The 21,103-nt window shown below is 53.8% G+C and carries 28 protein-coding genes and 3 pseudogenes; 7 read left to right on the top strand and 24 right to left on the bottom strand.

Translation table 11 applies throughout. The features are described from left to right. Window positions 1–30 precede the first annotated feature (30 nt). The 5 genes from HU738_RS03680 to HU738_RS03660 all read right to left on the bottom strand — a co-directional run bounded on the left by HU738_RS03680 (window position 31) and on the right by HU738_RS03660 (window position 3,367). Entirely contained in the window at window positions 31–756 is a 726-nt protein-coding gene (locus HU738_RS03680; protein WP_186601018.1) for a DUF72 domain-containing protein, read from the bottom strand. Between the two features lie 142 nt (window positions 757–898). Beyond that, on the bottom strand, window positions 899–1,705 hold the full coding sequence (locus HU738_RS03675) for a DUF3618 domain-containing protein (RefSeq protein ID WP_186601017.1): 807 nt from the start codon (window positions 1,703–1,705) through the stop codon (window positions 899–901). Then, a complete protein-coding gene (locus HU738_RS03670) occupies window positions 1,702–2,127 on the bottom strand; it encodes a phage holin family protein (protein WP_186601016.1) in 426 nt (141 codons plus the stop codon). The genes HU738_RS03675 and HU738_RS03670 overlap by 4 nt, the downstream gene beginning before the upstream one ends. Further along, complete coding sequence (locus HU738_RS03665) at window positions 2,127–2,771, bottom strand: hypothetical protein (RefSeq protein ID WP_225923390.1); 645 nt, start codon at window positions 2,769–2,771, stop codon at window positions 2,127–2,129. Before HU738_RS03665 ends, HU738_RS03670 begins: the two co-directional genes overlap by 1 nt. Before the next feature lie 134 nt (window positions 2,772–2,905). After that, complete coding sequence (locus tag HU738_RS03660; RefSeq protein ID WP_186601015.1) at window positions 2,906–3,367, bottom strand: DUF6196 family protein; 462 nt, start codon at window positions 3,365–3,367, stop codon at window positions 2,906–2,908. Between the two features lie 124 nt (window positions 3,368–3,491). Here HU738_RS03660 and HU738_RS03655 point away from each other — a divergent pair, with 124 nt between their 5' ends. Next, the gene (locus HU738_RS03655) at window positions 3,492–4,400 is read left to right on the top strand and encodes a LysR substrate-binding domain-containing protein (protein ID WP_186601014.1); all 909 of its coding nucleotides are present in this window, start codon (window positions 3,492–3,494) and stop codon (window positions 4,398–4,400) included. A gap of 215 nt (window positions 4,401–4,615) precedes the next feature. On the opposite strand, the gene HU738_RS03650 is transcribed toward HU738_RS03655, so the two are convergent. After that, window positions 4,616–5,050 carry an anti-virulence regulator CigR family protein gene (locus HU738_RS03650; RefSeq protein WP_186601013.1) on the bottom strand — a complete coding sequence of 145 codons (435 nt, stop codon included), beginning with the start codon at window positions 5,048–5,050 and terminating at the stop codon, window positions 4,616–4,618. A gap of 159 nt (window positions 5,051–5,209) precedes the next feature. Between HU738_RS03650 and HU738_RS25940 the strand changes: the two genes are divergently transcribed. After that, complete coding sequence (locus HU738_RS25940; RefSeq protein WP_225923389.1) at window positions 5,210–5,644, top strand: hypothetical protein; 435 nt, start codon at window positions 5,210–5,212, stop codon at window positions 5,642–5,644. A gap of 57 nt (window positions 5,645–5,701) precedes the next feature. On the opposite strand, the pseudogene HU738_RS25935 reads toward HU738_RS25940, so the two are convergent. Continuing rightward, window positions 5,702–5,785: pseudogene (locus tag HU738_RS25935) on the bottom strand (integrase); the annotation flags it as partial. Window positions 5,786–5,866: 81 nt separating this feature from the next. Next, window positions 5,867–6,115 carry a 3-isopropylmalate dehydratase small subunit gene (locus HU738_RS26470; protein ID WP_496198492.1) on the bottom strand — a complete coding sequence of 83 codons (249 nt, stop codon included), beginning with the start codon at window positions 6,113–6,115 and terminating at the stop codon, window positions 5,867–5,869. 157 nt (window positions 6,116–6,272) lie between these two features. Between HU738_RS26470 and HU738_RS03640 the strand changes: the two genes are divergently transcribed. Further along, complete coding sequence (locus HU738_RS03640) at window positions 6,273–6,965, top strand: DUF421 domain-containing protein (RefSeq protein ID WP_186601011.1); 693 nt, start codon at window positions 6,273–6,275, stop codon at window positions 6,963–6,965. Between the two features lie 470 nt (window positions 6,966–7,435). Here the strand turns inward: HU738_RS03640 and HU738_RS03635 are convergent, their stop codons facing one another. The 7 genes and pseudogenes from HU738_RS03635 to HU738_RS03605 form a co-directional block, all read right to left on the bottom strand. After that, the gene (locus HU738_RS03635) at window positions 7,436–7,660 is read right to left on the bottom strand and encodes a DUF2188 domain-containing protein (RefSeq protein WP_186601010.1); all 225 of its coding nucleotides are present in this window, start codon (window positions 7,658–7,660) and stop codon (window positions 7,436–7,438) included. A 122-nt stretch (window positions 7,661–7,782) separates the two neighbouring features. After that, the gene (locus tag HU738_RS25925; protein WP_225923388.1) at window positions 7,783–8,103 is read right to left on the bottom strand and encodes a hypothetical protein; all 321 of its coding nucleotides are present in this window, start codon (window positions 8,101–8,103) and stop codon (window positions 7,783–7,785) included. Window positions 8,104–8,300: 197 nt separating this feature from the next. Beyond that, a complete protein-coding gene (locus HU738_RS03625; protein ID WP_186601009.1) occupies window positions 8,301–8,759 on the bottom strand; it encodes a DUF3429 domain-containing protein in 459 nt (152 codons plus the stop codon). A 35-nt stretch (window positions 8,760–8,794) separates the two neighbouring features. Next, window positions 8,795–9,355, bottom strand: coding sequence for a GTP cyclohydrolase I FolE (gene folE / locus HU738_RS03620; RefSeq protein ID WP_176508797.1), 561 nt, complete (start codon window positions 9,353–9,355; stop codon window positions 8,795–8,797). Beyond that, window positions 9,340–9,753 (bottom strand): thiol-disulfide oxidoreductase DCC family protein, encoded by a 414-nt coding sequence (locus HU738_RS03615; protein ID WP_186601008.1) that lies wholly within the window; start codon window positions 9,751–9,753, stop codon window positions 9,340–9,342. Before HU738_RS03615 ends, folE begins: the two co-directional genes overlap by 16 nt. Before the next feature lie 260 nt (window positions 9,754–10,013). After that, window positions 10,014–10,202, bottom strand: a pseudogene (locus tag HU738_RS25920) (DUF2514 family protein); the annotation flags it as partial. Continuing rightward, the gene (locus tag HU738_RS03605; RefSeq protein ID WP_186601007.1) at window positions 10,190–10,657 is read right to left on the bottom strand and encodes a structural protein P5; all 468 of its coding nucleotides are present in this window, start codon (window positions 10,655–10,657) and stop codon (window positions 10,190–10,192) included. The pseudogene HU738_RS25920 and the gene HU738_RS03605, both read right to left, overlap by 13 nt. A gap of 154 nt (window positions 10,658–10,811) precedes the next feature. On the opposite strand from HU738_RS03605, the gene HU738_RS03600 reads away from it, so the two are divergent. Continuing rightward, complete coding sequence (locus tag HU738_RS03600) at window positions 10,812–11,831, top strand: acyltransferase family protein (RefSeq protein ID WP_186601006.1); 1,020 nt, start codon at window positions 10,812–10,814, stop codon at window positions 11,829–11,831. Here the strand turns inward: HU738_RS03600 and HU738_RS03595 are convergent. The 3 genes from HU738_RS03595 to HU738_RS03585 all read right to left on the bottom strand — a co-directional run bounded on the left by HU738_RS03595 (window position 11,815) and on the right by HU738_RS03585 (window position 14,078). Beyond that, window positions 11,815–12,366, bottom strand: coding sequence for a tail fiber assembly protein (locus HU738_RS03595; protein ID WP_186601005.1), 552 nt, complete (start codon window positions 12,364–12,366; stop codon window positions 11,815–11,817). The two genes, HU738_RS03600 and HU738_RS03595, sit on opposite strands and share 17 nt — an antisense overlap. Before the next feature lie 1,198 nt (window positions 12,367–13,564). Further along, window positions 13,565–13,741 (bottom strand): hypothetical protein, encoded by a 177-nt coding sequence (locus HU738_RS03590; RefSeq protein WP_176508802.1) that lies wholly within the window; start codon window positions 13,739–13,741, stop codon window positions 13,565–13,567. 115 nt (window positions 13,742–13,856) lie between these two features. Further along, window positions 13,857–14,078 carry a hypothetical protein gene (locus tag HU738_RS03585; protein WP_176508803.1) on the bottom strand — a complete coding sequence of 74 codons (222 nt, stop codon included), beginning with the start codon at window positions 14,076–14,078 and terminating at the stop codon, window positions 13,857–13,859. A gap of 113 nt (window positions 14,079–14,191) precedes the next feature. Between HU738_RS03585 and HU738_RS03580 the strand changes: the two genes are divergently transcribed. After that, on the top strand, window positions 14,192–14,575 hold the full coding sequence (locus tag HU738_RS03580; RefSeq protein ID WP_186601004.1) for a hypothetical protein: 384 nt from the start codon (window positions 14,192–14,194) through the stop codon (window positions 14,573–14,575). Window positions 14,576–14,590: 15 nt separating this feature from the next. On the opposite strand, the gene HU738_RS03575 is transcribed toward HU738_RS03580, so the two are convergent. After that, window positions 14,591–14,839, bottom strand: a complete 249-nt coding sequence (locus HU738_RS03575) for a hypothetical protein (RefSeq protein ID WP_186601003.1) — start codon at window positions 14,837–14,839, stop codon at window positions 14,591–14,593. A 128-nt stretch (window positions 14,840–14,967) separates the two neighbouring features. Next, window positions 14,968–15,144, bottom strand: a complete 177-nt coding sequence (locus HU738_RS03570; protein WP_186601166.1) for a hypothetical protein — start codon at window positions 15,142–15,144, stop codon at window positions 14,968–14,970. Window positions 15,145–15,171: 27 nt separating this feature from the next. Between HU738_RS03570 and HU738_RS03565 the strand changes: the two are divergent. Next, window positions 15,172–15,738, top strand: a pseudogene (locus tag HU738_RS03565) (tyrosine-type recombinase/integrase); the annotation flags it as partial. A 1,486-nt stretch (window positions 15,739–17,224) separates the two neighbouring features. On the opposite strand, the gene HU738_RS03560 reads toward HU738_RS03565, so the two are convergent. Next, complete coding sequence (locus tag HU738_RS03560; protein ID WP_217871422.1) at window positions 17,225–17,584, bottom strand: hypothetical protein; 360 nt, start codon at window positions 17,582–17,584, stop codon at window positions 17,225–17,227. Window positions 17,585–17,692: 108 nt separating this feature from the next. Between HU738_RS03560 and HU738_RS03555 the strand changes: the two genes are divergently transcribed. Beyond that, window positions 17,693–18,775, top strand: coding sequence for a protein kinase domain-containing protein (locus tag HU738_RS03555; protein ID WP_186601000.1), 1,083 nt, complete (start codon window positions 17,693–17,695; stop codon window positions 18,773–18,775). Window positions 18,776–19,234: 459 nt separating this feature from the next. Here the strand turns inward: HU738_RS03555 and HU738_RS03550 are convergent, their stop codons facing one another. From HU738_RS03550 to HU738_RS03540, 3 genes are all read right to left on the bottom strand, one after another. Then, window positions 19,235–20,194 (bottom strand): hypothetical protein, encoded by a 960-nt coding sequence (locus HU738_RS03550; RefSeq protein ID WP_186600999.1) that lies wholly within the window; start codon window positions 20,192–20,194, stop codon window positions 19,235–19,237. A 117-nt stretch (window positions 20,195–20,311) separates the two neighbouring features. Then, window positions 20,312–20,509, bottom strand: coding sequence for a hypothetical protein (locus tag HU738_RS03545; protein ID WP_186600998.1), 198 nt, complete (start codon window positions 20,507–20,509; stop codon window positions 20,312–20,314). A gap of 223 nt (window positions 20,510–20,732) precedes the next feature. Next, on the bottom strand, window positions 20,733–21,095 hold the full coding sequence (locus HU738_RS03540) for a histone-like nucleoid-structuring protein, MvaT/MvaU family (protein WP_186601159.1): 363 nt from the start codon (window positions 21,093–21,095) through the stop codon (window positions 20,733–20,735). Window positions 21,096–21,103 lie beyond the last annotated feature (8 nt).

Genomic DNA, 21,103 nt, shown 5'->3' with positions numbered 1-21,103 from the left:
TGACTGGCTGCGGGTTTGCGTTGAACAGGCTCAACCTGCTTGCATCGACAAACAGCGCTGCAATTGCAGCGCATTGGCGGTCGCTGCGCCTGAGGCAGTATTGTCAAAAATACACCAGGTGCGGTGTCCGGCTGCGCAACTGCGTTGCAACTGTTCAGCCAAACCATTGAGGTAGTCAAGCGAATACTCGCTGTGGTAGATCCGCGGTTCGCCGTGCAAGCGCCAATAGACCAGGCCCGGCCATCCAGCCGGCGATGCATCGGTGCCGAATCGCGCAGGGTTGGCCGCAACCTGAGCTACCTGCTGATCCATCAACAACGCCTGTGCGTCATGCCAACTGCTGTGCCTCGGCTCCAAAGCTAGCGGGCCCTCATAGCGCTCACGCACCCTTTCGAAAAAACGCCGCGCAACGGCGTACTCATAGATCAGCGACGGTGGTAGCTGTATCAACAGGCATCCCAGGCGGCTACCCAGTTGCCCACATTGGGCCAGGAATTCGGCAAGCGGGCTCTCGCAGCCCTGCAAGCGCAGCTCGTGGGTGATCCTTTTGGGTACTTTCACTGCGAAGAGAAAATCCTCAGGCACAGACGAAGCCCAGCGAGCGTAGGTTTCTGGCCGATGGGGCCGGTAGAACGAACTGTTGATCTCCACTGCGTTCAACTGGCCAGCGTAGCGTTGCAGGTGGGACCCTGACTGTGGAAAGTGATTGGCAGAGTGACTTGGCAGGCTCCAACCCGCACACCCCAGATGAATCATGCTGGTCCTCCTGCTGGATAATGACCCCGACACGCCCGGCGGTGGACGCATTGGCCTGAACGGTAATCCACAAAACCCTTCGGTCAGGATGAACACCAGCCCTTTGCGTACTGAAAGGGCTGGCGAGGCATGGGCTTGCCATTCATGGAGTGAAACCCAGCCCGGCAGAAAGGTCAGAGCCTTCAGGTTGGCGGCCCGCCTTTGATGACCCGGCATCACCCGTCTGATGGACGGACTGCTCGACCGACGTCTTCACCTCGCTGCCCTTGGCCTTGAGGGTATCGGTCAACCGGTCGCTGCGGGCGCCCATCAGTTGATCTTCTTTATGCGTGCTCGGCAGCGCCGCCCCCAATGCCGCCCCCAGCGCGATGCCCAAGGCTGCCAGCACCATCGGCTGTTCCTGCAGCAGATGATCGAATTGCCCCTTCAATGCCGTGGTCTGGTCCGCGACCCTGTGTGCGGTACTGCGCACGGTATCAGCTGAAGCACCTACGGAATCGCGCGCACCGCTGCCCAGCTCACTGGCCCGATCGCGTACATCATGGGCCTTCATGCGTGCTTTCTGGCTTGCATCGTGCATCGCTGCTCCAGCATGGGCGAAGGCATCTTTCACCGTGTCTACGGCATCGCCGATTTTCTCGCCCAATCCGGGACCGTCATGCGCCGGCCCAGGGTTGAACGGGCGGTTCTGGTTCAGGCCCAGCCAAGCCAGGCCCAGCACCGTCAAGGTCGCGGGTACCGGATTATTTTTAAGCGTGGTGCCGAGGTTGTGGAAAAACTCGCCGCCATGGCCTTTGGAATAGGCCAACACCCGGTCAAGCATCTGGCCTGGGCTCAGGCGCTGTTCGAGGGCATCCACCAAGTCGCTGATATGCTCGCGCTTGGCGTTGATTTCCTGTTCCAGCAGCTGCGGGTCTTTTTGCGCATCAGTCTCGAAAGGAGTGGTCATGGCAATTTCCTCTTCAGCGTGTCCTTGTCCTGTTGCATGGCATGCAAGGTGCGATCAGGTGCCAAGTGGCCGGGCTCGAATTGCTTCTTGCCAGACTGCAGCATGATGAAGCCAATCACTACCGTGACTGCGCCGACGATCAACGCTGCCAACCACGGCGCGACCACCAGCGCCAACGCGTAGACCGCCGCCATCAGGAGGATGACAAAGCCCGCCAGCACCACGATCGCCCCGGCTGCCACCGCCGCCGTACCCGCCTTCAGGGTGGCCAGGTTGTGCTGCAATTCAGCCTTGGCCAGCGCCAGTTCCTTGGTGAACAGCTCGGGCACTTCGCGCATCAATTGGCGCAGCAGCCCACCCACGCCGACCGCATCGTTTTCCGAGGTGTGTACGCCTGTGTCATGCAAAGGATCGTTGTTCATCATTCACCTCCTTTGAGCGGGTCGCGCTCGAACGGGCTGCCACTGACCGGCGTACCGGCACCTGTACCAACGGGATCGTTCGGGGTGTAAAGAGTGCTGGTGGATATGTCGCTGCCTCTGTCAGGCGTTTCTGGCTGCGCAGGATGCGGCGGGCTGAAAGCCTCAGCCGCAGGACGGCTTGGTTCCTGGGTGGCACTGGCTCGGAGGAAACGTGACACGGCAAAGCCGACTGCAACGCTGCCGGCCAGAAACAGTGCCGGGTTGCTGCGGGCAAGCTGTGCACCGCGTTGCAGCAGGCTCTCGGCGCTTTCATGACGGACCTGTTCGGCGAACTCGCCGACACATTCAGCCGCCTGGCTCAGATAGTGCGAGAGCCCCAGGCTGTCATTGCCCTCCAGCGCCGACGCCGCTGATCGCGCGCCCTCCTTCAGCGAATCGAGCTGGTCGGCTGCAGTATCGCGATAATGCTCAAATTGCTCGCTGCCCTGGTGCTTGGCTTCACCCAGTACCGCTGCGGCCTCTTGGTGGATGGCATGCACGTGGTCCTGGAGGTTGCCGGGTGGAGATGTCGAGCTTTGGTCGGTCTTTTCCATCGTTGTACCCTCGAAGCTGATTGGAAGTGAATGCCCTTTTTTGGCGGGCATTCTTGCGAGGGACGTCTTCCAATCGACGGGAGTTCAGCGCGTATGACCTGTGACATTTGCTTAAGAATCCAAAGGTAATCGTGCCATCAACCAGCCTCCTGATAACCGCCGCGCAGGCTTTGACGGCGTATGCGCTAGTGTGAAACGCCCCCCTCGCCGTCCGCTTGGCCATCTACCAAAGTCTGGATCTCTGCAAAGACTTCTGAAGCCAGGCTGGCCGGGACGCCCCAGTAATCAAAGATCCCACCCTCATCTCGATTCTGGCCACAGGTCACGAATACGCCGGTGCCGAACTTCTGCTTGAGGAGCATTGCCAACCAGCCAACGAAACCGCTGTTGTCGGCGCCTTGCGGAAAATGGAAGCGGAACACACCGAACAGCTCTTGCTCGACATCTGCACAAGGGACCAGTTGACTCCAAACCTGGTCATCCCGTACGAGCGCCAGCGCATCGGGGCGGACGGCAGCAGGAAACGATGGCAACGGAAACTCCAGAAAGGCGTAAGTGCCCGGGAGGAACCGCACATGGGCTTGGGTAATGACGCGCAACAAGCGACGCGCCGTAGCGTCGACCGTTTCAAGGGAAATGTTCACCATTTCAGACTCTCCGTTCAGTAAGGCGCGCAGCGCTTCTTTTGATTGACCGAGCGGATGCTAAGCAGGAAGATCTTCAAGATAAATGCTCAAATTCAAATAACATTAACAACTAACGTTTGAAGATATGGATAAGCTGAAAAGCATGGCGGCGTTCGTAGCAGCCGCTGAATCAGATTCCTTCTCTGCAGCCGCTGCCGTGTTAGGCGTGACGCCACAGCTGATAGCCAAGCAGGTCAGCAATCTGGAATCTCAGCTAGGCCTTAAACTGATCACCCGCACCACTCGCCGACAAAGCCTGACTGCCGTGGGCAGGGAGTATTATGTGCGCTGCAAGGCTATCCTGAGCGACGTTGCAGATGCCGATGAGCTGGCGCTGTCGGCAAACTCGACGCCGCGCGGAAAAATCCGCATCAGTGCGCCCTATAACTATGGCTCTCATCGACTCATTCCCTTCCTGACCCAGTACCTGACGCGTTACCCAGAAACGGAAATCGAGTTGGAGTTGACGGACAGGTTCGTGAATATCGTAGAAGAGGGATTCGAAGTCGTGTTTCGGCTGGGCAAACCCCAGTTGGCCGACAGCGCGGCATTGGTCCAGCGCGGCTTGAGACCTTTCAGGATGTTTGCTTGCGCATCTCCCGCTTATCTATCACGCAAAGGGACCCCGCTCCATCCCGAACAACTGGTGGGCCATGATTGCCTGGGCTATCTGTTTTCCGATCGAATGACGGACAAACTCTGGCGCTTCAGCAAAAACGGGCAGACGTTCACGATTCCCATTGCGAGTCGATTGAACGTCAATAACACCCTGGCCAAAGTGAACGCTGCATTAGCGGATTTCGGCATCACGCTGTGCGTCGAGGATGTACTGAGGCCTTACGTGCAACGGGGTGAACTGGTCGTACTCTTCGAGGATTTCGAAGGGCCCACGTATCCCGTCAACCTGATCTACCCCTTGGACCGCCGCCCCTCCGCGAAGCTCAGGCACTTCATAGACGAAGTAGTTACTGCATTAGGTTCGCCGACGGCATGACTGAATCGCTCATGGTTTCGTAGACACCTCGAACGGCTGCACTGGGTCGGAAGCGGTCACCTATGACCGGCAGCTAACGACCCATAGTTGACGTTCACGGGGCCTGTCTCAGCCATGCCCCACAGAATCACCTGATACTTCTTGAACATTTTCTCGGCACCAGGTGTGCTCAAGCTTTTCCTGGTCACAAGATCCAGTTCATGGGTCCACGGGACTTAGTCAAGCACATCGTGTAGTACTTCATAGATGACACCTGAAGTAATAGCCACAAGCAGCAGGTCAGTTCCAGCTTGCTGCCACTCATAACCATTGTAATGAGGAAGTCGCCCGATCAGTCGGCTATCCAGCTTCTTCGCAATCCCGGGCGGGAGAGGCTTGCCACGCGCCAGATTCTTCTGGATACCCGGCGGTAAGGGAGAGCCTGGATTCCAGTAATTGCGGTTGTCATTGAGGATGACTCGCACCCCTCCTAAATCGACGGAAGGCCCTTCGTGCCAGTCATTGCTGTTGCCCTGATGACCTTGGCTTGCGTGTTGTCCTCCCTTGTCGTGGCTTTTCCCTTTCCCGGGATCTGCCAGCAAGATCGGGCTTACAACCAGAGCCAGGGAGAAAGCTACGGCGATACTGAATTTCCTTCTCACGGTTAGCATTCCTTGGGACCTTATCCAACCACAGAGTAGCTAATCTACTGGTAGAGGCAATGCCAGTCAGGGTGCGAGCATTCCGTCGGGATTCAAGAACTTAAGCCGCTAATGTCGGTCTGATTGGCACCTTCAGCTCTACCACACGCCTCTGGAGGCGAATAAAAAATGAGAAAACCCGTGCTTGCTGTCTTTGCTTGTGCATTGGCACTCGGGATGATTCCATTCGTACCCGCAGATATCTCACCTATTGGTTCCGCCTATGCCAAAGGTGGAGGTGGTGGTCATGGCGGTGGAGGCGGTAATGGCGGCGGACATGGAGGTGGGCATTCAGGCGGTATGGGAGGGAACAGCGGAAATGGCAAAAGCGCTGGAAGCGATCACGCTGGCAAGGCCACACGCGATCACGGTGTAAGCGGCAACCATTACGGGAGCTCCCGCAACACTGATAATGGTCACGGAACCACTACCTCGGGTATCGCTCACTCCAAAGACACTCGCGGTTTGGCCAAATCCACTGCCATCTCACAAACGACTCCAGGTGACCACAATTCAAGAGGTCTATCCAACGCCGTCAGATCTTCTTCAAAGAATGATCGATGATTTGGCAACTCCGATGCGGATAGACCTAGCGTTTTCAAAAGCCCAGCGTGTGCTGGGCTTTTGGCTTCGGGCATAGTGCCGGGTGGAAAGATGCGCTGAGGCGTGTAGCCGGCTTGGAAAAAGACAATCCTCGCGGTGGAGAAGCAGCCGTTCGACGTGTCTACGGAACCACCGGCGATTCAGAAAGCCATAAGCTGTTTGCGGTTGGGGCGCAGTTCAAAGCTAAAACCGCTCGTAAAGCCATGGTTCCAAGTCTATTCGCGTTTTCTCGAATTGCCGAATAGCATCCGCCTTGCGTAACGTCATACCGACTTCGTCCAATCCATTCAGCAAGCAGTGTTTTCGGAACGGATCGACATCAAACGGAACGCGGCTGCCTTGGTCGTCTAGGATCTCTTGTTTTTCAAGGCCAATGCTAAGTTGATAACCTGGTAGGTGTTCCACTGCGACGAATAAATTTTCGACGGTCAAACCGCCGCCTCTAGAGCTGCTCAGGCGCGAATGCTTCGTTGCCGATCGCGACCGGAATTGAATTCTTCGTTGGTTTCAAGACTCTCTATAACGATCAGCAAGCGCTAGAGGAGCGGCCTGCCCGCTGCTTGAACAACATTGAAAAACGGGATAGAGAATGGTCACATTCGATCTGCAACGGATGCTGATTGGCGAGCTTCCGCTAACCTTCCTTCTCGAGGTTGCCCTGCGGGTTTCTGTAGCATTCCTGGCCGTATTCTTCTTCTTGAAGTTCAGTGGCCGACGTGGGATCAGACAGCTCTCCCGATTCGAACTCGTCGTCATTCTTACCCTTGGTTCTGCAGCAGGCGATGTGACCTTTTACGAAGATGTGCCCCTGCTTCCGGTCGCGCTCGTCTTCCTCACGCTATTGCTGCTCTATCGCGGCACCCTTTACCTCATGAGGCGAAGCAAAACCTGTGAGGCGTGGATCGATGGCTTACCCATCACGGTGGTGAAGGATGGGATGTATGAAATCCATTCTCTACAAAACCTGAACATATCCTCCAATGAACTGTTCATGGAGCTTCGTCAACAAGGTGTGGAACACTTGGGCCAGGTACGTCTTGGCCTGTTGGAAACCGATGGGGATCTCAGCCTTTATTTTTACGCTGCTGAAGACACTCGCCCTGGCCTATCGGTGCTCCCTGAAGAACACCGGTCAGAGTTTGCATCACCCCCGACTGCAGGCCTCTACTGCTGCGTGAACTGCGGATTCCCGACTTACCACGAGGCGCAGGACTCAGTCTCTTGCACCCGATGTGGCCATACCATCTGGTCTCCTGCTCTAGATACCCTACGCAACCGCTAATGAGCCATATGGCACCCGATCCGATCAACGCATCGGGGATTGCGGTGATCCCTGGTGCAGAAGTGGCCCAGCTTCGCACAGGAAAATCTCCAAGGTTTTCGGCCCGATTCCGTCGAAGCTCAAAAGCCATACTTTTAATTTATCGACATCCATCGGCTGACCAGGCGTGTGGAACTGATGCAACTCAGACTCAAGGCGCACACCCAGCGTCTTGAGCCGCCTCGCCGTGGATTCGTCATACCGTGCATAGCCAGCCTGCCCCAGCAATCGCACCAAGTCTCGGTGAGCGCACCGGGCTAGCCTTCCGGGGCAGTTCAGGCCATGTCGATCCACTAGATTGCGGTATGCCTCGAGCGCCACTGTCGAGCGAATCCTCTTCCCAACGAGGAAGCTGGCGAGCAACCACTTGTAGAGTCCCCGGCTCTGAGCTTCCTGCAAGTCAATGCCCAGGCCCGTAGGCGTGACGGGAGTCACCCCTGGGTTCGCCTCGGATCAGCGGAGCGAGGATATGTGCGTTCTTCTTCAATGCTGCCATCTGCCTTATGGATTTTCACCGAGGCCGTCTTGCCTTCGAAGAACTCGGAAAGGGAACCTACCAGCTCCTGCTTCGTGCTGCTGCGTTTCGACGCCCGCTCAGCACCGGCCTTTTTTAGCTCCCAGCCGTCTGCAGTGGGGCTGACGTGGTAGTTGTCCATCGCTCTACTCCTTCTGTTTCATGCCGATTCGCTGTCTCGATCAGCTGCCCAGTGCTCGTCATGTCTGCGTGGGGATCATCACCGGTAAGCTCATCCAGGCGTTCCTGGGTATTGGTGATGGTTCACCGGGCTGCGGACTTGAGCTCAATGATCTCCTGCCGGCAAATTGATACCGATACGGTTAGATCCTCCCGGGCGCTGGCTGCATAAACATTGACCGCCGCAGCGCCTTTAGCGTTCGTAAATGTCGATGAAGATCTTGCCGATATGCCCTGCATGAGCTGACAGGTCACCCTGGATCTGGCGTATTGACGGGCCAGCGTATTGCGGACGTGCTGAATCAGGCGATCGCTCAGTCGCGGCCGCCCCCGAACATGGGTTTCGATGAAGAGATCGGAGGCCACACCCCAGGCCTCGTCCGAGAGTCCGTAACGCTTTGCCATCACCGAATCCCTTTACGTTGATGGCGAGGGACTCTACAAATCTCAGCAATCTTGTGGCCGCGATTGGGTTTCTCGGAATTGCGTACAGAGCCTGGAGAGCCAGCTTCCCGAGCCAGCACTTCCGAACGATAGGGCTGGTATGGCCTGGATGGTGACACTTCAATTATTACTTTGGTGCTGACATCGGAACAGTAGTTTCAATTCTTGAAAAACACTACCAGCGCACCAACAATCAAACACAAGCTCGCCACAATCGTTAAACTCATTCGCATAGGAAAATACCACTCAGGCAAAATATTCATCAATTTACGATCTTGCCAAAGGTGTCCAATAAAGCCAAAGCATAAAAGCAAGCAGCCCCATGGCACAGGTAACAACATGCCAACCCAACCGATAAGGGCTGGAATCACACTCCACACGAGCCTCTCTTGTCGCTCAGCCGCAGGCAAGCCCTGTAGCATCATAGCGAACCCCCAATGCAGAGCGCCCACAAAACTCAGTATCACAGCCCCATAGCCAACCAACGCAATAGATAGAAACTCTCGAGACTCAGCCGCCAAACAAATCAGCAGTGTCAAACCAACGAATGGCAGCAATCCACTGTAACCCAAGACGGTAAAGCGACGTGGAGATAACGAATCGAAAACAGTACGCATTGGTACGTCACTCCTCTAAGGCTCAGGATGAATTTTCAGGTGTGTCGCCCAATGAGCTTCAGGAATTCGTGCCGGGTAGTCGGGGACTCTCGAAACTCACCAAGCATTACCGATGAAATCATCACCGAGTTCTGCTTTTCTACACCTCGCATCATCATGCACATGTGCTTCGCCTCGATCACTACCCCAACCCCTGCAGCGTCAGTCACTTCTTGTATGGCACATGCAATCTGTCTAGTTAAATTCTCTTGAATCTGCAAACGGCGGGCGAACATATCAACTAAGCGCGCCACTTTGGAAAGACCTAATACACGCCCTGTTGGCAGGTAAGCAACATGCGCCTTTCCAATAAACGGCAACATGTGATGCTCACATAATGAGTACAGTTCAATATCACGAACCACGACCATCTCATCGTTTTGACTTTCGAACAAGGCACCATTAACTATCTCATCCAGGCTCCGGGTGTAGCCATTGCAGAGGTATTGCATCGCTTTAGCAGCACGTTGGGGCGTATCCAAGAGGCCTTCTCGCTGCGGGTTTTCACCCACGCCGACAAGGATTTCACGATAATTCTCGGCTAGCGAACGTGACATTTGGATTCCTCACCTTTGCAACGTTGCCCACCCTTGGGATGAGGTAGCCAGGCCAGACTAGGCCTCAAAAGACAGAACAATCTGTAAAAAACCGAAAGCACAGGACGTAGCGGACGCCAGGCCAGTGGAGCTGCCCAGATTCCCACACCGGCAGCACGCCAACTCCACAGGGTTGCGTCCAAGCCTGTGACCCACTGATCGTTCGCGAACCTTGCGTGCAAGCACGATCTCAATTGTTCGATCGTCAGGCCCAAAGGGCCGGGATCGAAGTTATCGCCATCGATATCGATCAGGATGAGCTTTGCTGCGGTGGAGCGCCTGCGCAGGAAGGCCACCTCCCTGGAGCACAATGGGCACGCGCCATCGAAGTACAGGGTCAAAGGCCACTGGCAATACATGTACAATACCTCGTATTTGTACAGGTCTTGTATAAGTTAGCGGAACCCAAGAAATTAGCAATGGCCGTGATGACAAATCACCTCGCAAAGCGCCCATTAGCCTGAGGCTGGCGGTATCAGGCGCCGTGCAGATAGCGGTAGGCGACTGGAGTCAGCAGGTGACAGTCGAGATCGGAAGGGGTCTGCGCCGTGCGATAGATGCATCGATTTTGAAACTGCAAGTCTTGCTCGGAGCATCTGGACGCTGCTGTGCTCGGGATCTCCTCCTGCGCCTGGGCGCGTCGTTGTTCTTCTTGGCGGGCGCCGCGCTCACCGATCACCTCGGCCAGGCGGTCGCCACTGTCACGTTCGGCTGAAGCCTGGACGGCTTCGGCGCGCTCCACTGCCCTGCCGTGCTGGTACACGCCCCAATAGGACGCGAGCAGCGCCAGCAGGATCAACGATCTGATTGCCCACGACTTCTTGCCAAGGCCCTCCGCACGCCCTCGTCAATGACCGCCGGCGGGTATGGGTTGCCACCGTTCTCGTGGATGATGATGCTGATCACCATTCCCTTCAGCGTGGCCGGGTTTCGGATGTCGATCGGGGCGGTGGTGCGCACGCCAATGCGCTTTGCCACGGCGGCTGCATATGCCTGGGTGTCGTTCTCGTTGCTCGGTGCCCAGCGGTTGATGGTTTCGAGCACCGTGTCGATACCCTTCCCGCCCACGCCGGGCATGCTGTCCTTGCCCCGGTAGTTGATGAGCAACTTGCCCAGGGCGCGAATGCCATTCTCGGGCGTATCGAAGATTGCGAAGCGGCCACCAGGCTCCTTGCCGATCTGGCCCTGCCAGTCGTTGCGCGGGTTGAAATCGATGTTGCCGGGGTTCCGATTACGGACGCCTCGGGGCTGGGATTGGGTCATGGCTTTTTTCTCCAGGCAAAAAAATGCCCGCTACTGCGCGGGCTTTGAGAATGATTTACATCAGTCCTATTCATGCGATTTTTTCGTATAGCCCCTTGTGGATTGGTTAATCCAAAAAACGGCTGTAGAATGCGTTTCTTTTGAACTCAGAAAAATGCTTAACTCCATTCAAATACTGAGAGCTCTGGCTGCGTGGCTAGTAGTTGGGCATCATATAATTCAGCTTTACTATAAGTCCTCCACACCGGGAATCGCGTCGGAAATTCTCCACAAATATGGCGCTATTGGAGTTGATCTTTTCTTTATAATAAGTGGCTTCGTGATCTACGCTTCAGCCTCTAAAAAACCCACCTCGCCAGCCGACTTCGCAAAAAACCGACTTATTAGGATAGTCCCGGCATACTGGGTATTCACCCTGATCACGACAGCCATCTTGATCTATGCGCCCAACTCAATACCGCTTACATCTCTTGAGCCAATTTTCCTGATAAAAAGCCTTTTCTTCATTCCAGCACAAAACCCGTCAGGCATAGGTCTTTATCCTTTAATGACTGTTGGATGGACACTAAATTATGAAATGTCCTTCTACGCAGTATTTTTCATTTCTCTATTTCTTCCCCAAAAGATGCGAATAGCCTCTCTATTCGTAGGCGTATCACTCATCCAATTCGCTGCAAGCAAAGCCGGCGAACCGTTCTCCTTCTATAAGAACGCTATTGTTTGGGAATTCTTGCTAGGAGTTGCAATTCAGATCGCCTATCAACGAGGACTAATATCCCGCATAACTCCAGCTCTAGCCGTTTCGGCCGTTCTCTTGGCAGTTTGCACCATCGCGTACGCAGGACCAGTTTCACATGACCTATATAAAAGCGGGCTGCCCAGCGCGATCATTCTGTGTGCAGCCGTTTCCCAAGAGCGGCTTTTCCCTAAACATAACTTCCTTGTAAAACTTGGTGATTGGTCGTACTCCACATACCTTTCTCACATACTTGTGATCTGCTTAGCAATTTATATATCAGAACAATTCCAGGTGAATGACTTCGCCGTCATGCTCTGCGTATGCGCTTTGACGCTAGGAATTTCAATGGTCAGCTTCTCGATTATCGAGAGGCCACTATGTGACGCTTTCAAAAGATATCAAACATCTCGCACAACCATCAAAGAGGCTGTGTAGGCCACGTTATGATGTCGGGATACTCAGACTGTTCGGGTAACCGGTTGAGGGCAACGCGGTACCGCTTCCATGCCTCCAGAAGGGCCGCCTCTTGGTCAGTCGCTATGTCGAGGTCGACGGCATCCTGCAACGGCGCAATTGCAGCATCGGCAACAGCGCGGCGCTGTGCAATCTCGGCATGAGCCAGGACTAGGGCGTCGGCAGGATCGGGCTCCTGAACAGGAGGCAGGGCGGGCGGCGCCAGCTCATCGACGGACACATGCAAGGTGATGCTGTGCAGCAAGTCGGCTGGCTCGCCCTCCTTGGCCACGCTCACCAGCAGCACACCATCGGCATACGAGGTGGCCACGGATGCGCCAGCGTCCATCTGATTGATCACATAACCCCAGCCCTCTGGCGGAGGGCACATGCCGAGAGTGCCAAATACCAAGTATTGCCCCGGGCCAGGGTGTTCGACAGTCAGGTCAGCCCGCCCAAGCGAAGTGACGTCGATGATCGAGCCATTGCCTAAGATATTGATTGCTGCTCGGGCCATAGTCAGATCGCCTTCAGGGTCCCGTCGGCGGCACGGGTTGTATTGCCATCGTGGTAAATCTTGCGCCAAGCGCTGAAGCTGGACGGCCCCATGAGTGAACGGAACCCCCTCTCGCTGGTGGCATAGTCAACAGCTATTTGCCCACCGTAGTTTGCTCTGGAACTCAATGCCGATAATTCAATCAACGAACCATAACCAGATCCGAACGTAGGCCGGTTCGCGGTGTTTGCGTCGTAACGGTAGAAACCAGTCGAAAAGATCTCGGATCCGCTGGCATCTGAGATCCTCGTTAAACCTGGTGAGAACTGCTGTCCGAGCCCGAATGCACCGCACGGCATTAGCTCACCGTCGCCCGTGCCTACCGATCTCGTGGCAGTAGTGCCTAGGCCAAGATTGGTTCGAGCTGCTGCTGGTGTCGTGGCACCTGATTCGGAACCCCGTCCAATTGCCGGGAGAGCCGGTGACAAAGAAATTCCCAATCATCATGTAGTCGTCGGCATTCAAGAAGATCAAAGGGCGCTCATAGGTGGTCACCGGCTGAGGAAATGTCACAGTGCCGTACCGGATCTGGTTCGCGCTGCCCGGCCCTTGAAAACCTATATTCATACGCCCGTTATTCCTCAGCGCTATCGGCGAGGAAGAGGTTCTACGTTGGCTCAACAACGAGTAGGCACCACGTCAGCCTGAAGTTAACTGCCCGGTGCCCTGCTCCCCATCGCAGGGCGCATCGGAGTGTGATCTGAATCCTTCCACCAAGCAGCACAGCTTCTTTCCGGCGAGATCGGGAGGAACGAACACTGATCGATGCAGGGATTGGCTCCTGCCAGATCGCACCCCGATGCATCTTCAAAGCAGTCAAAAAAATTGAATCAGCTAATTGCCTGCTCGGTCAGGAATTATGAACGCAGTAAATCTGACGAGGTAACAGCAATGACTATCCAGGCAGAGACACTCGCTCAACTGACCAAAGCACTCCAAGAGCGCGGCATGGAACTCGTAACAGACGTTGCATTTACCAGAGCGCCATACCGGCGAAATCATCGCTGGATCTGCATCGTCGAGTAGCAATTCTATGGGCGGCGCGCTGCCGTTGCTGACACCTCCGCGTCACGAAATCACGGTGTCACCGGCTGTGGCGCGGCAGCTTGAGAATTTTCGTGCGCGAGAGGCCTTACGGCTCACCTCAGATAGCTGATGCTCACTTTGCTAACGCGACAAACAGGCCGATTACAAATAGGACCAGAATGATTGGCGAAATCCACTTCATCGCCTCCTTGTCTGCTTCGTCCTGTGCCGCTTTACGGCGCTCATATGCGATTTTCCCAGCCATTACCCGGCGCGGATTCTTAACCCCGGTTAAATTGCGCTTACCCACTGCTCACTCCCTGTTCCGGCCCCATGTCGGTCACCCGTAATACCCCATCCCAAACCAAATTGCCATCACGCCGAATCCTGCCACGGAGGGCGGCGCGTACCATTTGACATGGGCGTCAGTCCGAACCGGGGAGATACAGCACTTCATTGAACGCTTCATCGATTTCCCTAATCGACATTGCTACATGGGGACGCCCCGCAAGCAGCACCACGCTCTCTCCTCTGAGTAACCCGGCTGCTCGATCTACGAGCTTCCTACCATTGCAGTTCTGTTCCATCGCCGCTGCAATTACAGCAATGAGAGCTTGCTCCAGCGCAACCTCACGGTCACTTGCCATATATACCTCTTTAGTGCACGACACGTACCGGAAAGCCGTAATACCCAATCCAACTCCCAATAGCCACCATGCCGCATCCGGCCACGGAGGGCGGCGCATGTTTGGAGAAAGCCATGAGCAACTACAACTGCGACTACGTTCGCCGCCACTACGACGTGCCGGCCGAGATCGGGCGGCGCGTGATCGCCAACGGTGAACCAGGCGTGATCATGGCCGACCGTGGCCACTACATCGGCGTAATCCTCGACAGCGACCCGAAGAAGCGCATCCGCAACTACCACCCCACCTGGGAAATGCAGTACGGCGAGATGGCCGAGAAGCTTCCCCTGAAGCGCTACCAGGTGCTGGTCACTGGCTGGGACTGGTGGGACATCACCAACCGCACCATCGTCGATGTTTTCGCTAGCACCCCGTCGCAGGCCAAGTACAAGGCCTATGAGCGCTGTGAGTACCACGACATCGAGTGCATGTTCGGCTTCAAGGTTCGCCGGGCCTGACCCTCCGGTCATGGATCAGCTCTTGGGCTTGTTCTTCTTGCAATGGTACTCGTGGCAGTACCAGTCATGGCACTCCCCTGGGCAGGTCAGGTAGCTGTCAAAGGTTCTGCTGATGAAAAACATCCCGAGCGTTGCGCCTAGGACTGGGGGAATCCACCACCCATGCGGTAGAAATTCGGCACCATATCCGCTGCCAGCAATCACCGCTGCGCCGATTAGCCGCCAGTATTTAGGCCATAACCAGCTCTTCTGTTCTTCGCTCAAGTCCGTTCTCCCTGAATGGTTTGCAGCGAAGCATACCACCCCTCTCAAACGATGAACGCCTCGCCGGCGAGGACCACCCATGTCTACATTTCAGAAAAAGAATCTGCTCGACTTCAAAACCCAGTACCTCACCTTTGAAAAATCTGGCGTCCAAGCAGGTACGGGTGGGGCGGCGGTGCCAGCGGCACCACCTCGAGGGTCACGCCCAATTTCATGCGGGCGTATTGGCGTCCCACCACCGGGCGGCCCAGGCCCATTTCCAACCCGGTACCGGCACCGCCGCCACCGCAGAAGAAGTCGACCACGATCTCGTCATCTTGAGGATCGAAGCCAAGGCCGTGCCCAGAGACTTCTACGCGAACCATGCGATCTGGAAAGCGGTTTATGCAAAGGCGGTGGGTGAGCTGAAGGACGCCATGGACTTGGCGTATTTGACGGGCCAGCGTCCGGCGGACGTGCTAGTGATGAGAAGGGATGACATCGAGGACAAAGCCCTCGGCGTGAAGCAGAAGAAGACCCACAAGAAGCTGAGGATCATGCTTGAGGTGGATGGAGTCGAAAGCGGCCCTGGGCGCCTTGATCCGGAAGATGCTGGAGCGGAACGCGTCGCACGGCTCGCCGTATCTCCTGCTGACCGAGTCGGGAAAACGCGTCACGGCCGCCATGCTTCGCCATCGCTGGGACGATGCGAGGGAAGAGGCAGTTAAGGCAGCAGTTGCCGCCGGTGACCAGGTCCTGCCTGGCCGTATTAGCCAATTCCAGTTCCGTGATATCCGCCCGAAAGCAGCATCGAAATCGTCGATGTCGACCATGCCAGCCTGCTGCTGGGTCACACCAAGGGCGACATTACCGAGCGGGTTTATCGCCGAGTTGGAGCGCTGGCGAAACCGACCAAGTAGGAAAGTATCGGAAGCGCGTCCGAAATAAACCCTTCCAAGGATGTTGCCACGGGTCGTTTTTCTATGCCCCAAAAACGCAAAAAGCCCTGAATAATCAGGGCTTTGAATATGGCGGAAGCGTAGAGATTCGAACCCTTCTCTAAGGAGAACCCCCTTATAACGATGGTGCGATCTCGTCACTGCTCATCTTGAAACCTAGTTTAACCCAGTAAAATCGGGCCCTTCAAGCTTTATCATCTTTTCACCCATAAAGATGCAATTAGTTGCACCTTATGCTGATGCATCTTATCGGAGGGCCAAGGGCTTGACAGCGCACCCCGGTCTTATCGTAGCGCGAGGTGATGGTAAGGGCATTTGCCCTTCCCATCACCTCGTTACCTGCCCCCTGCAAACCTCTATAAGGATCTGTGCCCAATCCAGAATCAGTGGCGCTCCATCGCGATGATGCGTCTGGATTTCGGCTGCTACACCTAATTGGCCGAGGCCGCAATCCGTTGGGGCAAATTCCAACCAGGCAAGCCACCACCCTGAAACGCTCATTACCCATCCCTACTCCCGCCAGCAAATGAGAGGGCCTGTCACGGCTTTCTCCTAGATCCTCTCTTATAGGGCTCATCAAGCTCGGCAAACTCTCTAGAAAGCTGCGCCAGGACACTTGCCGCGTGATCAAGCTTCGACCGATACGCAGCGCTTAGCCGCTTGGTGTCATTTAGGCTCGCCTCTATTGACGTTGAGTATGAGTCGTAACTTGATCCTCGTGCCTGTCTAGAGCCATAGGAGAAACTAGAGGAAACACCCGGTATGAGTTCTACAACCACCTCATTCAAGTGCCCGAAGTTCCTGACTATGCTTTCAAGCCCTATGCGTTCGAACACTTTTATCTCGTCATACGATATATCGGCTGACGGAAATGAGAATAAATCGTCTACGGAGGTGAGCTCCCGATAAATCTTGAAGCCCAGCCCGGACTGCTCCACCGCTATGAGTCATTCCGCTCTTGATTGTGCGCGCGCCCTCAGGCCCGAGCAGCAGTAGTGCCTTACTGCTCTTCGCTCAGACGTCGATCGCTGTCTTCCTTCCAGTAGATCCAGGTGAAGTATGGTTTCTTGATAGCGTGCAAGCGAACCACATACTCCAGCAGCCCTAGTACCATAAATGGTATAGCCGAAGGCATTACTTACTAGTATTACCGCTAGTACGCAATGAGTGATCACACTGAGTTACCTTTGCCCGCTGTGTACAACAATCTCTGACGTCAGCCACCTTGGCCCTGTCTGCGAGCACCATAGCCAACCGCTCGATACTTTGGTTGAAGACGGCCTTCACCTGATCATTCTGCCGAGCAGCGTCAGCACCTGAAATGGCAAACGCAGAGGCTTGACCTAGTGCACCGAGACTCTATTATGACAAATATCTTCCCCTTGGAGCGCACACGAAAAAGCCTAAACCACCGAAACGCCGACCAACTTATTGAAAGCTATGAATCTCATGATCTTGAAATCGCTCGATAGTTTTTACAAAAGACCATAACCTCGCCCCAGAAATCCTTAGGTATTTCAGAGGCTTCATAAACCAGATTGAAGCATTTACTTTCCAACCAAGCCCTCATACTTTCTTCAGTCAATACATCCAAGTCGCTCTCATGCTCTAAAAAGTCCTTCAGAGATGCGCTATAAATCATCGGCGACGAGGGCTCTGGCATTATTTGGTAGGTAATTCCGTAAGAATTCGCCTGAGAGAAATCTGTGGTACAGATCAATGAACTACTTCTAGCGTAGATTCCAAATTTTTCAAAAAACCATCGATCAGCAGCCTCATGCATTTCTATGCTGGTGTCCTTCGGCACTCGAGACTTGTGATAGAATATGTTAACCTGCTCTGGCGCGGTTAGTCTTGTCGAAAAGCCTCGATACAAACTTGACATCTCACCCCTACTGGTAAATTAATAATTTTAATGAACATTGAAAAAAGTGTCAACAAGGAAGATTTTTTTGACGTTACGGGCATCCGCTACATAGAGAACCGTTTTCGGTTACTGGAAGAGGTATCAGGAGGGAAAAGCTCAACTAGCTTTTTTGGTATCGACGAGCTAACCGGAAATAGTGTTTTTGTCAAACTCTCAATTTTTCCCCGCTCCGAACTTGAGGCAGCAAGATTTCGGAATGAAGCTAGATTTCTAAAAGAGCAAGAGTGGGCTAATCGCATAATAAAAAAGACACCAAGCTATATCAGTCACGGCGAGCTCTTCCAAGGTAAAATTTTATATTTGGTAACTGAGAAAATCGAAGGGCAATTGCTATCAGACTGGCTGGCCAAAAATTTTCACAAGGCTAATTTAGCGGAGCGATTACTACTAGCTTATCGCGTATTTGGTGCTGCCGAGCATTTTGGCCAGTTCACCACCCATCACGACCTTCACCCGGGAAACATTATGCTTCTGGATGAAGATATTGATTTACACACAGAAGTTCCAGACTATAAGGTCATTATTCTTGACTGGGGGCAGTCACATTCAAAACTTGAGGCAGCGTATGCTGGAGAAAATGACGACATTGCAATTATCCATAATGGCATGGGACGAGAAATAACCGCCTCGTTCTACAACCTACCACCAGAAACCTTTATGGATCGCAACAGGGACGGATCAGAATATAATAAGTATGACTCCTGGGCCATGGGTCTACTTTTATACAAACTCATAACTGGAGACAACCTTTTTAACTTTGATAACATCGGTCAATTTGCAGAAGCAATGAGACACATTGAAATGGATATTGAACACAAGGTTAAGACTATTGAGAAATACACTGGAAAGAAAACCTTAATTCTTCAGGGATTGCTCTACCATCTCCTCGTAAAGGAGCCTCGCGAAAGGATGTTCATTCAAATTGCTCGGAATGTTTTGTGGCATATCATAGTTGAAGAATTCGAACCTGATAACGTTGCCATGGTCGCACGCTATCTTCGCGACCCTTTAGGCTTTAAAGAAGTCAAGTGGAAACACTTCGAAAGCGACCCGCTCGCCCGATTCTATTGATATCACAATAATGAGGCGTGAACGCCAGAGGAAGCACGGATGCGGTCGTTCGCGGCTCATCGAGCGCTTGAAGCTCATCAATTGCATCAAGTGTAGGACTGGGAGATTGTTCCAGCATTTGAGGAATCCCGGCGTACCTAATTTTTTATCCAGCATCGTCAGGGCTTCCAACCCCATTAAACGTGGCGAAACGTGGGGCGCATGCCCTCACGCATGAAGTAGAAGACTCAAGTATTCACTACTTGTACCCTAGGCCCAACCACCAAGCCATACTTCTCTTTCCCACAGATCCTTGACCGTTTGCACATCCATCCGCAGCATGCGCTGAGGACATCAAGAAATTAGGCAGCATAAATGTCGCGCATACATTTAGCCTATCTAGAGAAAATGGATGAGACGTACTAATACCCCTATCCAATATGCCTACCCTGGCCATCAAGGAGTTTCAAAAAAAACATGCTAATCTACGGGAGTTGATTGTATGTCCTTAGCCGACCGTTTTGCGGACGGATTTATTATTTCGCCATAATTATGCAGAGAGGCAGATGCCTCATGGCGCCGCCCTCGAAGTGCAGTAAGAAAAATCGCCTGCAACGATTGACGCTGGTTTGGCTCAAAGTCTTCCCTGATTGGATACCCCTTGGGGTTCCTGATCCGTTTGAACCAGAGGGAAGCGAAGTAGTATGCTGCTAGCGAATGCGTCACTGCGCCGACGCCAAATAGTGCCATCAGCGTTCTTGGTAGCTGCTCAGGATGGTAAAAAATGTCTGATATTGAATAGGCTTTATAGGCCCACCATAACGACCCCGCAAGCGCAAATGGGCTACCCGCAATAAGCGCGAAGACTGTCAACGCGACTAGACGTTCTAACATCCCTATTCTTGAATCATCGGTAGTAATATCGAAATCCAAGTGCTGTCCAAATACTCGCCCCGAGCCTTTAATTATTGCCCTGGGGTCTCCCGTGATGTAAAAGCCTAGCTGCACCCACTCATCTTGGTTGAGACAGTCGAAAGAAATTCTGAATCTATTTGGATCTGGTGATTCTATTGAGAATCGCATCGCGTCATGAGGTTTAAGAATTTGAGGATCGGCTAAGACCCTAGCTTCTTCACCAACTTCAATCGTAAGTGGTGCATCGGGTGATATTTCATCACCTCTTACAGCCTCGCGCCCTCTGTTCCAAACCCGCACCACAAAAAAATAGACGTTGTCGATCTGCGCACCATTTTGATCACTGATTCGAAATGGACAATGCACTGATCGCTCTACTACAATCTGTCTTCCGAGCACTTCCAGAACCAAGTCTTTTTTCTTTTCAGTTTGCCTCGCTACGATTAAGCTTATTATGTAACCCAACGCTGCGCCCAAAATGAGCAGGATAAAATCTTTCGTTTCAAGTAAGTCGAATGCAGTCATGAACTGGTGATTGATCCGCTGTGAAGGTTAGTGAGACTACTGGCTAAACTGCGCATGTTTCTTTGAGCTAATCATTTCATGCCAATACCATCAGGCGCTTCGATGCTCAATGTCGGGTCAGTGGCTGATACACATGGCGGCAAGTTGATATTCATTTATTTTCTCAAAGTGCTGCTCAGCGATCAATTTCAGCTTCTCGATCTCCGCCAGCGGTCTGCCTTGGGCTTGCGCCGTGTGATAGCGCTTCAGGCACTCAATAGCTTCGAGCATGACTGGATCGTCCGGCATTAGCATCTTGCTAAGGTCACGCGCCATATTACCGCTCCAAAATAGGTAGCCTTGCTAGTAAAGCTTAGCGCTTCCTGCCGCTGGCCTCTATGCGATACGCTGCAGTAGGCTATATCAGCCCAAACGCCAGAGGCCACCTGCCCCGAAACCAGCTATGTGAGCGCTCTGCCAATGTCCGCCCGATTGACATTACCCTACCCACGGGTAGAAAAAAACGGCCACCGAAGGCCGTTCTTGAGCGGCTAAAAGATCACGAGAGCCAGCCTTCTACTTCATCAGCCCCGTACTGCGCTTTCCACTCCTTCAGCAGCTTGTGGTTGCCGCCCTTCGTTTCAATGATTTCGCCATTGTGCGGGTTTTTGTACTGTTTCACCTGACGCGCACGGCGAGCTGGCTTTTCAGCGACAGGTGCTACCAAACGACGCCCAGACTGAGGATCCAGCAGATTGATAATGTCGCGCAGGCTGAAACCATACTCGCCCAAAAGCGTACGCAATTTGGTCTCAAACTCGATTTCTTTCTGCAGCTCAGAGGAGCCTTTCAGGGCCTCCAGCTCAGCCAGCTGGGCGGCCAATTTCTGCTCAAGTTGACGAAACTCTGCTAACCGGGACATTAAAAATT

This window comes from Pseudomonas vlassakiae (genome assembly GCF_014269035.2).
Lineage (GTDB): Bacteria > Pseudomonadota > Gammaproteobacteria > Pseudomonadales > Pseudomonadaceae > Aquipseudomonas > Aquipseudomonas vlassakiae.
This window is presented reverse-complemented; position numbering and strand designations above follow the sequence as displayed.

Coding starts and splice junctions, on each gene's coding strand:
- HU738_RS03680 (WP_186601018.1), bottom strand. CDS start 756: ATGATTCATCTGGGGTGTGCGGGTTGGAGCCTGCCAAGTCACTCTGCC.
- HU738_RS03675 (WP_186601017.1), bottom strand. CDS start 1,705: ATGACCACTCCTTTCGAGACTGATGCGCAAAAAGACCCGCAGCTGCTG.
- HU738_RS03670 (WP_186601016.1), bottom strand. CDS start 2,127: ATGAACAACGATCCTTTGCATGACACAGGCGTACACACCTCGGAAAAC.
- HU738_RS03665 (WP_225923390.1), bottom strand. CDS start 2,771: ATGCCCGCCAAAAAAGGGCATTCACTTCCAATCAGCTTCGAGGGTACA.
- HU738_RS03660 (WP_186601015.1), bottom strand. CDS start 3,367: ATGGTGAACATTTCCCTTGAAACGGTCGACGCTACGGCGCGTCGCTTG.
- HU738_RS03655 (WP_186601014.1), top strand. CDS start 3,492: ATGGATAAGCTGAAAAGCATGGCGGCGTTCGTAGCAGCCGCTGAATCA.
- HU738_RS03650 (WP_186601013.1), bottom strand. CDS start 5,050: ATGCTAACCGTGAGAAGGAAATTCAGTATCGCCGTAGCTTTCTCCCTG.
- HU738_RS25940 (WP_225923389.1), top strand. CDS start 5,210: ATGAGAAAACCCGTGCTTGCTGTCTTTGCTTGTGCATTGGCACTCGGG.
- HU738_RS03640 (WP_186601011.1), top strand. CDS start 6,273: ATGGTCACATTCGATCTGCAACGGATGCTGATTGGCGAGCTTCCGCTA.
- HU738_RS03635 (WP_186601010.1), bottom strand. CDS start 7,660: ATGGACAACTACCACGTCAGCCCCACTGCAGACGGCTGGGAGCTAAAA.
- HU738_RS25925 (WP_225923388.1), bottom strand. CDS start 8,103: ATGGCAAAGCGTTACGGACTCTCGGACGAGGCCTGGGGTGTGGCCTCC.
- HU738_RS03625 (WP_186601009.1), bottom strand. CDS start 8,759: ATGCGTACTGTTTTCGATTCGTTATCTCCACGTCGCTTTACCGTCTTG.
- folE (WP_176508797.1), bottom strand. CDS start 9,355: ATGTCACGTTCGCTAGCCGAGAATTATCGTGAAATCCTTGTCGGCGTG.
- HU738_RS03615 (WP_186601008.1), bottom strand. CDS start 9,753: ATGTATTGCCAGTGGCCTTTGACCCTGTACTTCGATGGCGCGTGCCCA.
- HU738_RS03605 (WP_186601007.1), bottom strand. CDS start 10,657: ATGACCCAATCCCAGCCCCGAGGCGTCCGTAATCGGAACCCCGGCAAC.
- HU738_RS03600 (WP_186601006.1), top strand. CDS start 10,812: ATGCTTAACTCCATTCAAATACTGAGAGCTCTGGCTGCGTGGCTAGTA.
- HU738_RS03595 (WP_186601005.1), bottom strand. CDS start 12,366: ATGGCCCGAGCAGCAATCAATATCTTAGGCAATGGCTCGATCATCGAC.
- HU738_RS03585 (WP_176508803.1), bottom strand. CDS start 14,078: ATGGCAAGTGACCGTGAGGTTGCGCTGGAGCAAGCTCTCATTGCTGTA.
- HU738_RS03580 (WP_186601004.1), top strand. CDS start 14,192: ATGAGCAACTACAACTGCGACTACGTTCGCCGCCACTACGACGTGCCG.
- HU738_RS03555 (WP_186601000.1), top strand. CDS start 17,693: ATGAACATTGAAAAAAGTGTCAACAAGGAAGATTTTTTTGACGTTACG.
- HU738_RS03550 (WP_186600999.1), bottom strand. CDS start 20,194: ATGACTGCATTCGACTTACTTGAAACGAAAGATTTTATCCTGCTCATT.
- HU738_RS03545 (WP_186600998.1), bottom strand. CDS start 20,509: ATGGCGCGTGACCTTAGCAAGATGCTAATGCCGGACGATCCAGTCATG.
- HU738_RS03540 (WP_186601159.1), bottom strand. CDS start 21,095: ATGTCCCGGTTAGCAGAGTTTCGTCAACTTGAGCAGAAATTGGCCGCC.